The sequence below is a fragment of the Sulfurimonas sp. genome, assembly GCF_028694895.1.
In the GTDB taxonomy this organism is placed as follows: domain Bacteria; phylum Campylobacterota; class Campylobacteria; order Campylobacterales; family Sulfurimonadaceae; genus Sulfurimonas.
The window spans coordinates 1-11,627 of the sequence record NZ_JAQVKA010000050.1 but is presented as its reverse complement, the minus strand read 5'-3'; the positions used below and the strand labels follow the sequence as shown (position 1 = coordinate 11,627).

The window sequence follows — 11,627 nt, the reverse complement described above, 5'->3', positions numbered from 1 at the left end:
GCATTTCGACAGTCTATTGGTAGATTAATAAGAGATCCAGAAGATCGAGGAGATATTTACATTTTAGATAGTAAACTTAAAACACGGCCAGAAAATGTAGAAAAAAAAGTTAGATTTTTTCTCGAAAAAATATCTACAAAAGGAGATGAAGAATGAGATATGCGATTGTAATTTTTCTATTACTTACAAACATTGTTTATGCAACAAGCATTAAAGATTTTATAGACTTAAAAAACTGTGATCAAGTTGTGGATAAACAAGTGTATCAAATATGTTACTTGTATAAGTACAAAGGTGCTTTAGCCGTATGGTATGATTTAGACGGCCAGCTGGTGAACAAAGGCAATATCAAAGAGCGACCAAAGTTTTATAGTGAGAAAAATATCCCAATCCAGTATAGAGCAAAACATCAAGATTACTCTCATAGTGGATTTGATAGAGGACACTTGGCGAACGATGCAAGTTTTGACTGGAGTGAAAAATCTCAAGTGAAAACCTACTCTATGGCGAACATTTCCCCTCAATATCCACAACTTAATCGCAAGGCTTGGATAGCTGCCGAAAAGCTTGAGCGTAAAGTAGCTTATGATCTTGGCTCTGCATCCGTAATAAATTTAGTTGATTATAGAGGTAGTACGCAAACTATTGGTAAAAATAGAGTTGCCGTTCCGAGTGGATTTTATAAGATTATTTATAACGATGAGAAAAATTACAAGAAATGTTTTTATTACAAAAACGAACCCGATCCAATTCTCTCTTTGAAAGCTCATCAAATTCCTTGTAGCAACTAAGCTGCAAGGATTTAATTTTTCCCTTTTAAAACCCTCTATTAACTACATAAAGAACTTTAAAAGAAAAAAAGAGGGTTAAACCCTCTCTAACCATTTTATATAAACTATCATAGTGCCGTAACGGCACTTGAGTAATAGTCATAAATTGAATGTTTTTTAATAACCGCAGCTAGAGCACCCTGCTCATTTGTTGCATAAACACTATCTATAACTAATCCTCTTGATATTTCAATAACCACATTAAATATTTGCATCTTTCTTGTCTCCTTTTGTTTGATGTGAGGTTACTTGAACATTCAAAACCGAACACTCAAGTGGCCTCACATCGGGAAACAAAAAAATATAAAAACTTATAGGCTTGAAGCTATAAAATAGCCTTGGAGTATTCGCCTATGAGTATAAAAGTAGCCCCCTACCAAGAGGGGCATTAATAATTCAAAATCATTTCACATTTTATTTGATTTTAAAGCCTACCAAACAACTCCTGCCACTTCAAAAGAAAGTCTCTTTTGACTTCCATTTCAGTAGCTCCAAGTTTGTAGAGTTTTCCAACTGGAGAGCCGTATTGTTCCTCCCAACTAAAGGATGGATTTTTTGGCATAAGTGCTCTCGCTTCCATAACCATAAGTCCTTTATCAGCACTTTTAATTATTTCAGTATGAAACTTGTTGTGATCCAGATTGTACAACTTCGCAAACATTTCGAGTGCTTGGTTTTCTGCATTTTTAACCTGCGGCAACATTTTCTTTACTGGAGTAGGAATATCTCCTAAGCCCATTGCCTCGTAAATCTCGTGAGAGATAGCGATTGCCTGCAACTCTTTATCTCCGTCAAAGTATTCAACTAAAGATAAACAGTGTTGAGCTACCGTGTAAGGTTCTCTAAGTTGCCCCCAAAAGCGTTGCACTCGTGAAAGTGTAACTGCTGCTTGCATACCTGCGTTTTCAAAATCCTCTTCTTTGAGGTTGAACGGATCAATAAGATTGCCCGCCCAATTCATTATTTGGCTCATTTTCATTTCCTCCATTTACATATATTTTTTTAACTTAACCAAGTAGCCAAACTCTAAACTGGATGTCATAATAAACACCTCTGCGACCGCCTGAGTCTCCACCACTAAACATCCAACAATGACCTTTCATCGTTTTTGATGTAGGTGTGAGATTATCAAATAACAATCTCTCTCGTTCGATGTCATCAAGTTCATAATCCCAAGTGCATCCACTAGCTTGTGCGTATCCGCCCTCTGAAACATACACTCCAATCTTATTAGAAAGTTGAAAAGTTCCATTACGATGGTTTACTGAAATCCTTGCAAACTTACCGTCCGCATATTCAACAAAATCACCCTCTTGTGGTTCGTTTCTTTTTAAAAGTGCCGCTTCAATAGAGCTAAACAATTCCAGATCTTTGGCAACTAAATTATCAAAGATTTTTTCACCGTTATTTCTATAACAACATACATCTTGAAGAAAACTAATATCATAACCTTTGGCTATTCCAGTTTTCTCACTATCGATTTTTCCGATTAAGTTTTCATAAGTCATTTTACATTTCTCCATTTTTAATATTCATAATTTTTATAATCAACGATAACTATCGAGTTTTTTAAATCCTCTCCAGTAAAGCCATTCTTTAAAAGGTAAGAGAGATAGTTAGAATAACTACCATCTCTTAATTCACCATTCATATTAGTACCATAAAGGCAATGTTCTCCTATTATCCAGTTGTACTTAATATTTAGTTTTTCTTTTCTAGCCACATCAAACACAACATCATAAAAAAACTGCTTGCAAGACTCATATATATCCCATTCATCAAGATTTTTCTCAATAAGTAGTTCTATGAGAGGAGCCAAAGGAGTCTGTCTATTTTCTGGATTATGAAACCCAAAATCTGAGTTAGCATAATGTTGTTCAAACAATGAAACTGCGGTAACTAGGTTGCCGTGTGTTCCTTTGTTTTTTAATATCAATCTTCCTGCGACCTTTCCTGCCCAAAAAAATAAGTCTTGGTACTTTTTAAGCTTTTCATCGTTTATTTTTACTAAATTTTTCATTTCTTCATTCTCCCCATTAGTGTTTTACAACTTGAATTTCTGGCATTGTTTTAAAGCAAGCCTGCTCAAACTTTTTAAGAAGCATAGCCTCTAGTTTTTGCTCCAATCTCTCATCAACTTCAATTTCAAAAGTTGCCGTAACGGTGTATCTTCTAATGTTTCCAGTAGTCGAACCGCTATTGCTATTTTGAGTTGTAGTAGCTTGAGTTTGGTTTTGAATTGAAATAGGTTGAACCTCGATCATCGGTTGGCCATCTTGAGCTAATTTTGGTTGCTCTTTTGGTTCTTCCTTGATAACTGGTTGAGGTTCACTTACCATCTCTTTTCTAGCTTTTTCTTCAATAGCTTTTCTCATTATCTCTTGACGAGACAATTCTTTTTCTATCAAAGTATTTAGTTTTTTCTCATACTCTTCATCGCTACCTACCATTAAAAAATGATTGATATGCTCTGGAGTAAAAGCGGCCGCTAAACCACTTTTTAAACAATAACCCTCAAGAGATAAAAGCCTTTGCTCTATCTTCTCCTGAAACCTTTTAACATCTAATACTCTCTCCTCAACTGCATCGACCGCTTTTTTAGCAAGGCCAGTTTTGTTGAGGTGTGATAAAATTGCTAAATCCTCAACTGTAACAGTTTGGAACTCAGCTTTAACGCCAAAACGATTGTATTGATATGAAAGTTCCGATTGAAGTAGTTTTGAGCACTCTTCTCTTTGCTTATCTTCAAAAACTTTTACTTGATCTAACAAGTTGGTTCTTGATTGTTGGCAAATTGAAACAAGCTCTTTAGCTTTTTCCTCAAAGTCTTTGATAGGAGCCGATAGCTCTCTAACTTTGTCTTTTCTAAGGGTATCAATTTGTTTGCTTAACGCATTGATCTCAGTTGCCATTGATTTAGCAGCTTTAACACCACTTTCATCGACAGTCAAGTCATATTTTTTCAATCCATCAGTTAATTGCTTTTTGATTGTCTCAAAATTTGAGGCAATAACTGGTAAAGTTGTTTTTACATCTAACACTAATTGTACATCTTGTACATCTTTTTCTGGGTTCATTATCTTTGTCATTTTCATTTCCTCATTTCATCATTTAATTTTTTTGCGTTTTTCTAAGCTTCTTCATCGTCTTGATAAAGCTCAACATCTACCTCAATACCACTACTATCTGGATAAGTCCATTTGAATAAAGATCCACTTCGTAAATCCTCAATGTCCTCCTCCGAGAAGCTTACAGATATGCTTAATTTTTTACCTTTTCTTTTAAGAAAAGCCAACATCGCATCGTCTGCATCATCAAGATAGTTGCCGTTCTCCAGAACCCATTTATCTAATCCTTTGTACACATTGTGAACGATATACTCGTTTTTTCTTATGTGATACCAAAGAACTAAAGCACTCTTTTGATCAAAATGTATCAATCTTCCAGAGTTAAATTTAATAAGCTCTTCAACAATTTCAAAAGCTTGTGAACTTTCAACATCTTGTATTCCTATGATTTGTTTATCTCCCTCATCACTACTATCCTCTTTCTGCTCCAATAATTCACTTATAAAGGCTTCAAGTTCCTCGGCTACGGATGCAGCTTCGCAATATCTACCAGTCCAAGTGTCATCTATCTCGTCCTCGTTCTCATCTTCAATATGAGCCTCATACATAGGCATCATATAATAAGGATCGTCCTCATCTACTTCATCATCATCTTCACCGTAAAGTTCCGATGTTTCAACAAAGCAAGCTGTATATCCAGTTCCCTCAAGCATCTTGTTAAAATGCTTATTGTAAACCTCTTCTACATCGTGATTTGAAAGCGGACAATTTAGACAATTATCATTTACAGGGCATATAGAGCACGGTAATATAATGGTATTGCAAGACGGACAAACCTGAGCCTCAAATTGAGACTTTAGCTCTATCTCATCTTCACAATGCGGACAAACTTCAAAAGTTGTCTCTGTCATTTCGACTTCTTCTACTCCCCACTCTTCAATGTCATCATCATAGGTAGTTCCATCCTCGTCTTTTAAAACAACTCTGTTGTACCCAAACTCTTTTTTGATGTCATCTTCTTTGTATGAAAGTATCAGATCAACAACTGTTAAAATCTTATCTACATAAGGTCTGTCATAGTAATATTCTCTAGCAAACTCTTCTGTGAGTTTTACTTTTTTTCCGATTAGCTCATTTTCCATTACGCACATTTCACACCTCCATCAGCTTTACCATAATCTTTAATGTGTAAGTAGATTTCAATAGCCGAAGCTTTTGTATCGCCTCTTGACCATAACCACTCATAAGTGATTTCACCTTGAATGTAATCTACTTCCTCGATAATGTCTATCCATTTACCCTCACCAGATCTATAACCGCCTACTACCATTTTGATTGGTTCTTTAAAATTCATAGTACAATTATCTTCGTACCACGCTTCCCTTTCAACTTGACAATAACCGATGTCACCTTTTAGCTTTTTAGAGCCTCCAAGCATCTTAGATAAGATATATGAAGCACCATCTGCATCAACTGAGTTGGCATATTTAGTCCAGCTTGATTTTGTAGGAAAAACTCCGTCATAATCGCTCTCAAGATAGTCAATTTGCATATAGCCATAACCACCACAATCACAACTCTGAGGATGTGTTCTTTCTAACGGTTTTAACGCCGCACCAAAATCTACCAGTTCAAATAACTGACTTGATGTTTCTATTGTTTCATTTACTACATTTTTCATTTTCATTTCTCCATTTTTACATTTATTTTTTTAGACTAATTGGATCGTTTGCAATTTTGCATTTTTTAACAAGTCGTTTAGATCCTCACCATTTTTGGCATCCCAACTCGCTATTTTGTAATTTACTCCAGCTTTTTGTAATCGTTCAATAAGAACCGTTTGAGCCTCTTGGCCTGCTTTATCCTTATCGTATGCAACGACTACCGTTTTCCCTCTCAATAAACCGAGCATCTCCTCTTTATAAGAGTAAGTACCTGCAAAAGATACGAAACACTCGCTTTGAGTAGCAATTGATAAACCATCTATATGCCCCTCAGTAAGCCAAAGAGTTTTACACTGTTGAAGTGTTTTTCTCCCAAGCCCAAAAGGTACTGGAAAAGCTATATCTGTGCAAGACACATTTACTTCTTTTCCTTTAGGACGATTATCTGTGTATCTGAGCATAAAGCCCTCTACCATATCGCTATATAAATCAAAGGAAGGCACTACAACTACATTGTAGCCATACTTCCACCCACCTACGAGGTCAAGCAATTTCAATCTTTGTAACTCTTCTAATGAAAAGTATTTTAATAGCTGCTCCACCAAACTATCGATGTCGCTTTTTGAGAGAAACCCAAGATACTCTAAAAACTTGCTACCACTTAATCCCCTTGAGCTATACCAAGACAACTTACCTCTCTGATCAGTAGTTAAACTGAACCGATATACAAAAGTATAAATAAGCTTTAATCTTTGTAATTCACTCATATTAGGGTATTTAGGGAGAAAATCCTTAATAAGTACCTTTGAAAATCTCTTTTTGCTATCAAAGCTCCAATATTGCTTTTCTTTTGGTTTTCGTGGTTGTATTCGCTTGTGTGACTGGTGAGATACTTCGCCGCTAAGATATGGTATCCCAAAAGTTTCGTGTAGAAACTCACAAGCTTTTTTGAAATCATTAAAGTGCTTAGTTGCAACGGTTACTGGATTACCACTTAAATCGCACACAAAACACTTGCATATATTTTTCCCTTTTTCAAAACCCATAGACGGATGTTTATCTCCGTTTGAATGAGCATCGGTATTAGGACAATGCAATAGCTTATTTGATTTTGATGGTCTAGCACCCATCGCCTCAAGCACCTCGACAATATCTAATTCATTTAATTTGTCTAAATCATATTTTTCCATTTCCATTTCTCCATTTTTTATTTTTTATGCCGCCCATACTCCTCTCTCAACACTGGTAAAGTGATATTGCAATTGCTGTCTCACTTTTGCTTGCCAGTTGTTATTGTTTTTGATCAGATTTTGAGCAATTTGTTCAACTTCGGCATAAATTTCTTTGAGAGCTGCTCTTCCACCAAGTTTCATCAGTGCAATACGAATAGCGGAACGCCAAGTCGCTGCAATTTGTCTCTTGATTTCTTTAGCTTTATCCCAAGTCACTGCAAAGAGTGATTTAGCCGTCTTTTTCCAAATTAAAAGGTACTCGTGTGTAATAGGTATAAACCTAGCTCCACTATACTGAGTTTTGCTACTCATCATATTGTGTTGTACCTTTATCACAACATTTAAAAGTTCGCTCTTTGGCATCATTTGAATAAAATCTGCTTGAAACGATCTATAATCTCCATTTTTACGCATATCACCGATTAGCGTTGTATAAATACCGCCCTCTCGTGTAGCTTCTCGTTGGTTCAAAAGCATCACTTGTGATTTCTCTAAGAACTCATCGACTCCACATAAGGAAGTATCACCGTCTATTGGATTACTACCCCATACTGCTCCAGAATACTGGATCATATTTGCATAAGGTGGATGAGAAAAACATATATCAGCAGGACGAGGCAACTGAGAGAGAACAAAGTCTCTCGTAAAGTCGTTACCCTTATGTAAGTCAAGACCTACATATTGGATACCCATATCGTGACACACCTCACCGCTAGTACCGCTCCCCTCACAAACATCTACAAAAAGTTGAGGTTTGAAGTGATCGATAAGATCAACGATGATATGGCCAGATGTATTACCACGCCAATTTGATTTTCCCCATTTTCCTCTATCTGGATAAGATACTACGCTTTGCATAATGCACCTCCAGTAGATAGCGTTTCATTTTTATCATTTATTTTATGTTCAAAGAAATCGATTGTGTAGTCTAATTCTGACTCGTTGTTTCTAAACCACTCCAAAGCTTTTGATACATCATCAAAAACTAAGTTTTCCGTATTGTTATTATTAGCCCAATCGAAAAAGTATTTATACGCATCTGTTTCAGAACTAAAGCTCTCTACATTATCAATTCCTCCAAAAACTGCATAAACGATTACCGTGTATATTTGACTTGGTTGGTAATGATAAATCTCCCAATCATATTTCGTACCAAAAGACTCAAAATCACCTGCATCCTCACCATCGAGAATTGATTGATTAATACGCTCGATAATATCGTCATATTTAGCACCACTCAAATTCTCTATTGATGGATTTATGCTAACCTCGTGTCCTAACAGTGTAAAAGTTTCTACATTTTTCATTTTCATTTTCTCCATTTTATTTTAATTACAGTTTTTTAAGATTTTTATAATCTTCTTCAACACCTGCTCGAAAATCCCATATCCTAGAAGTTACATTTTCTAATGCGACTCTAGTTATTGCTCTTCGCAATTCGTATGCTCTTTCCCATTCAATATCAGTCTCTATCATTTCACTTTCAATCAACTTCTTTATCTCGTTGTTTAAAAGCTTTGTATAGCACTCTGCGTATTCTTTAGTGATTGTTTTTAACTGTTTCTTATCCATTTCATTTCTCCATTTCATCATTTTTTTAATTAAGATTAAAAACCCCAACGGTTATATTCCGCTAAAGCTTCATCATAAGTTTTATAATCCATATCCGTACTTGGAGCACCATCAGTCCATTCTATGCTAACTTGCCATTCATAAGTTCCATCTTTAAATGAAACATAGTCAAGAGCAACATTGAACTGTCCGCACTCTTTATACCTTTGATTTTCTCTTTCACTTTCCATATCAATCCTCCTCTGGCAACATAATAGTAATAACTGGCTCGCCAGTATCACCACCGTGTACCAAAGCTTTAAGAGTAATCTCTTTAGGCTTGAAATTTTGATAATTAACATTACTGTCATTGAGTATTAGCTTGAAATAAATCAAACTCTCGCCGACTTTTTTTGATGGAATTGCTCCAGTGATAGCACATTTGAGCATCCATATCACATCCCAAGTTCGTCCGTCAATATCTTCAATGTCTGGCTTATTCTCAATCTTTGCATAAACTGCCTCAGTTAAAGCGACTGGATACTTGATCTTAGCCTCTTTTGCCATTTCAGTCACATCGATTAAAACACCATCCTCTATTGCATCCGCTCTTGTATATGTGTCAATTACATCCCATTCCATTTTTATTTCTCCATTCCCATTTTATTTTTTCTATTTCCGATCCAACCAGTGATCAACTTAACTACTCCATTGTCTTTAATCTCAGCTACAATCGTTGCATTTCCAGTAGATACCTCAAGTATTCTGGCATTAGGCTGTTTTGCTAACTCCATATGAAGTTTTGCAATAACTGATAAATCAAACGCTCTTTCACCAAGTCTCTCAATAAAGTGCTTAGTCGGTAATATTTTTATTCCATTCATTTCACACCTCTCTTATGCAACTGCTATCTGAACATCATCATAACCATCTGTGATATAGCTTTGAGCTATCTCTTCGGCTTTTGATTTATCCAAATATTGATCAGTAACTTCCGTACCTCCAACCCAAACAGTATATTTTGAGTTATCCTCAACTGCATTAACTATAAAGTCGAACGCTGCTTGAGCTTTTGATGCTGCTTTCCAAAGTATTTGAGGATCTTCTCTTAATGATCTAACCCAACTTTGTAAATACTCTGGATGTCTGTTCTTCTCGATACTAATACCAAGGTGAGAACATAAGAAAACTGCACCAAGCTCCGCAATAAGTTCTTCAAAAGCATAAGTATTATCTCCCCACTTACTGTGTTTATCACGCTCCAGTCTTGTTTCGTGGCCAGTCCAGTGAGTAAGCTCGTGTAAGAGCGTTGCATAATAATTATCGCTGTCAGTAAAGAATTGGATTTCTGGCACTTGTACAAAGTCTTGAGATGGTTTGTAAAAAGCTCTATCTCCACCGTATCTTATGTCCGCTTGAGTACATTGGATAAAATCCTCTGTATTTTGATAGCGTACATTATCATTGATTTCTGTTTCTGGAAGTACATACTCTATGCCCTCAGTCTGCTCGATGTTAAACACCTTGTACATTCTAAGAAGCGGTATATGCTTGAGATTAACAAGCTCTTCTCCAGTCTCTTCATCTTTGATTTTTTCAGATTTATCAAGGAACTTATAAAAAAAGATGTCCGTAGCTTTTTCTCCCTTTTTAACCATACCTCCTAAATCTTTTACTTGATTGAAAGTAAGCCAATAAGGTGCTACATAACCTTTTCTTGAAGCAACCATTGATAAGTGGAACGAATTAAATCCTCTATAATGTTTTTTAGACACCATATTTTGAGGGAACCCATTAGGAGCCGACCAACTTTTAACCCATTCACCAGTACCATTTTCCATTTCATCGATCATAAGTTGTACAAGATCGTGAAGTGTGTCTTTAATTTTATTTCCATTGTTATTTTTTTTATATTTTGCCATTTTCATTTCTCCATTTTGTCATTTAATTTTGATTTTTGTAAAAAGAAAGCCAAGCCCCAAGGAGCTGGCTAAGAGTAAGGGGGTGGAAGATTTAAGATAACTTTTTAACCCAAATTTGTTTACTTGAGTGATAAGTATATCCAAGTGTTTTAAGCTGCTCAGTTTTACCGTAAGTTTTTCCAACAACTTTTACAAAGCCATCTTTGAACTCACAAGTAAGCCCTAATTGAGTAAGTGCTGCCATCTCATTCTCTACGAGTTTTTGATTTTCAGCTTTTACATCAATTGAAGCATCAACTGTTTCAACATCAATAGCAACATTGCCTCTATCATCAATACCAACGCCAACCTCTTCTGGAGAGTATAATCCTGATATATTAAAGGCTTTTCGTAGAGCTTGTGACTCTGCAACCTTTTTGATCATAGTATCTGGCTTATCCATCCAAAATTTTGTAGGGTCGCCGTTTCTTTTGGTTTGTACATACTCACCGTATGCAACTTCAACAACAAAAGGCATTTCACTATCTGTTCGCCAAACCTTGCAAATTCCTACAAGATCCTTTTTCATCTTCCATTGGCCTTTATCAAGCGTAGGAACTTCTTTAAGTGTTGATGTTGTCTCAATACCGCCAAAAGCTCCAGTTCTGTGAGCAATTGCTAAAAACCCATCTCTACCAACTAGAGGCTCTATCTTTTCGTGCCATACATTGTTTTCATCTTGAGCCTTTCTTGGAACAAAGTAAATCTGTTTCGTGATTGGATTTAGATTAAACTGTTTAGCAACTTCAAGACAATACTGAACTTCCATATTATCCGTAGTGTTAGGTGGGAAAAACTGTTTTTTAACAAATTCAATTTCTTGATCGTTCAACCATCTTTCACCTACAACTGCCACATTCCCACTACTATTTTTTACTGTCATTTCATTTTTCATTTTCATTTCCTCATTTATTTTTTGATTAGAATTTTTTAAGATTAAGATAATCTTTTTTTGTTTCACTGCTAAAGTGAGACACCTTATCCGCTACATTTTCCATTGCTGCTTTGCATATGGCTTTAACCATTCCGAATGATCTTGGATCTTCTAAATCGAAATCTATCGCTCCACTATCAATCAATCTTACAATTTCTTGATCAAGGTCTTTTTTAAGAGACACCATATACTTTTTAGCGTTGGCTTGCATCTGTTTTCTAGTCATTTTCATTTCCTCATTTCATTATTTTTCAAAGCTTTTAGCGTAAGCCATTTTTACATCAGAGCAAGCGTGCATAGGATATTTTTTAAATCCCTCTTGAGTAACCGAATAGTGGCATCCACACTTCGTACAATCAAATAAATCGTGTCCGTGCTTTAAACCAT

General features: G+C 35.8%; 19 protein-coding genes. 2 read left to right on the top strand and 17 right to left on the bottom strand.

The genetic code is table 11. The features are described from left to right. Positions 1 to 156 (top strand): helicase C-terminal domain-containing protein (locus tag PHI38_RS10280; protein WP_367182607.1); only part of this gene is annotated, 156 nt, incomplete at its 5' end. Then, on the top strand, positions 153 to 791 hold the full coding sequence (locus PHI38_RS06875) for a DNA/RNA non-specific endonuclease (protein ID WP_299854257.1): 639 nt from the start codon (positions 153 to 155) through the stop codon (positions 789 to 791). The genes PHI38_RS10280 and PHI38_RS06875, both read left to right, overlap by 4 nt. A 107-nt stretch (positions 792 to 898) precedes the next feature. Here PHI38_RS06875 and PHI38_RS06870 read toward each other — a convergent pair whose 3' ends face one another. The 17 genes from PHI38_RS06870 to PHI38_RS06790 form a co-directional block, all read right to left on the bottom strand. Next, on the bottom strand, positions 899 to 1,045 hold the full coding sequence (locus PHI38_RS06870; RefSeq protein WP_299854254.1) for a hypothetical protein: 147 nt from the start codon (positions 1,043 to 1,045) through the stop codon (positions 899 to 901). Between the two features lie 209 nt (positions 1,046 to 1,254). Further along, positions 1,255 to 1,791 carry a hypothetical protein gene (locus tag PHI38_RS06865; RefSeq protein ID WP_299854252.1) on the bottom strand — a complete coding sequence of 179 codons (537 nt, stop codon included), beginning with the start codon at positions 1,789 to 1,791 and terminating at the stop codon, positions 1,255 to 1,257. Between the two features lie 46 nt (positions 1,792 to 1,837). Next, complete coding sequence (locus PHI38_RS06860) at positions 1,838 to 2,338, bottom strand: hypothetical protein (RefSeq protein ID WP_299854249.1); 501 nt, start codon at positions 2,336 to 2,338, stop codon at positions 1,838 to 1,840. 17 nt (positions 2,339 to 2,355) lie between these two features. Further along, positions 2,356 to 2,850 (bottom strand): hypothetical protein, encoded by a 495-nt coding sequence (locus PHI38_RS06855; protein ID WP_299854247.1) that lies wholly within the window; start codon positions 2,848 to 2,850, stop codon positions 2,356 to 2,358. A 16-nt stretch (positions 2,851 to 2,866) separates the two neighbouring features. Next, positions 2,867 to 3,919: a DUF1351 domain-containing protein gene (locus PHI38_RS06850; RefSeq protein WP_299854245.1), complete on the bottom strand. Its 1,053-nt coding sequence runs from the start codon at positions 3,917 to 3,919 to the stop codon at positions 2,867 to 2,869. Positions 3,920 to 3,960: 41 nt separating this feature from the next. Continuing rightward, positions 3,961 to 5,049: a hypothetical protein gene (locus PHI38_RS06845; RefSeq protein WP_299854244.1), complete on the bottom strand. Its 1,089-nt coding sequence runs from the start codon at positions 5,047 to 5,049 to the stop codon at positions 3,961 to 3,963. Beyond that, entirely contained in the window at positions 5,040 to 5,579 is a 540-nt protein-coding gene (locus tag PHI38_RS06840; RefSeq protein WP_299854242.1) for a hypothetical protein, read from the bottom strand. The genes PHI38_RS06845 and PHI38_RS06840 overlap by 10 nt, the downstream gene beginning before the upstream one ends. A 30-nt stretch (positions 5,580 to 5,609) precedes the next feature. Further along, positions 5,610 to 6,752 carry a toprim domain-containing protein gene (locus PHI38_RS06835; protein WP_299854240.1) on the bottom strand — a complete coding sequence of 381 codons (1,143 nt, stop codon included), beginning with the start codon at positions 6,750 to 6,752 and terminating at the stop codon, positions 5,610 to 5,612. Between the two features lie 24 nt (positions 6,753 to 6,776). Continuing rightward, a complete protein-coding gene (locus PHI38_RS06830) occupies positions 6,777 to 7,652 on the bottom strand; it encodes a hypothetical protein (protein WP_299854238.1) in 876 nt (291 codons plus the stop codon). Continuing rightward, positions 7,640 to 8,101, bottom strand: coding sequence for a hypothetical protein (locus tag PHI38_RS06825; protein WP_299854235.1), 462 nt, complete (start codon positions 8,099 to 8,101; stop codon positions 7,640 to 7,642). The genes PHI38_RS06830 and PHI38_RS06825 overlap by 13 nt, the downstream gene beginning before the upstream one ends. Positions 8,102 to 8,126: 25 nt before the next feature. Next, positions 8,127 to 8,366: a hypothetical protein gene (locus tag PHI38_RS06820; protein WP_299854233.1), complete on the bottom strand. Its 240-nt coding sequence runs from the start codon at positions 8,364 to 8,366 to the stop codon at positions 8,127 to 8,129. A 35-nt stretch (positions 8,367 to 8,401) separates the two neighbouring features. Continuing rightward, entirely contained in the window at positions 8,402 to 8,596 is a 195-nt protein-coding gene (locus tag PHI38_RS06815; RefSeq protein ID WP_299854230.1) for a hypothetical protein, read from the bottom strand. A gap of 1 nt (position 8,597) precedes the next feature. Beyond that, on the bottom strand, positions 8,598 to 8,987 hold the full coding sequence (locus tag PHI38_RS06810; protein WP_299854227.1) for a DUF6573 family protein: 390 nt from the start codon (positions 8,985 to 8,987) through the stop codon (positions 8,598 to 8,600). A 2-nt stretch (positions 8,988 to 8,989) separates the two neighbouring features. Further along, positions 8,990 to 9,229, bottom strand: a complete 240-nt coding sequence (locus tag PHI38_RS06805) for a hypothetical protein (RefSeq protein ID WP_299854224.1) — start codon at positions 9,227 to 9,229, stop codon at positions 8,990 to 8,992. A gap of 12 nt (positions 9,230 to 9,241) precedes the next feature. Further along, positions 9,242 to 10,267, bottom strand: coding sequence for a zincin-like metallopeptidase domain-containing protein (locus PHI38_RS06800; protein ID WP_299854221.1), 1,026 nt, complete (start codon positions 10,265 to 10,267; stop codon positions 9,242 to 9,244). A gap of 91 nt (positions 10,268 to 10,358) precedes the next feature. Continuing rightward, a complete protein-coding gene (gene bet / locus PHI38_RS06795; protein WP_299854219.1) occupies positions 10,359 to 11,201 on the bottom strand; it encodes a phage recombination protein Bet in 843 nt (280 codons plus the stop codon). A 25-nt stretch (positions 11,202 to 11,226) separates the two neighbouring features. After that, positions 11,227 to 11,466, bottom strand: coding sequence for a hypothetical protein (locus tag PHI38_RS06790; protein WP_299854216.1), 240 nt, complete (start codon positions 11,464 to 11,466; stop codon positions 11,227 to 11,229). Positions 11,467 to 11,627 lie beyond the last annotated feature (161 nt).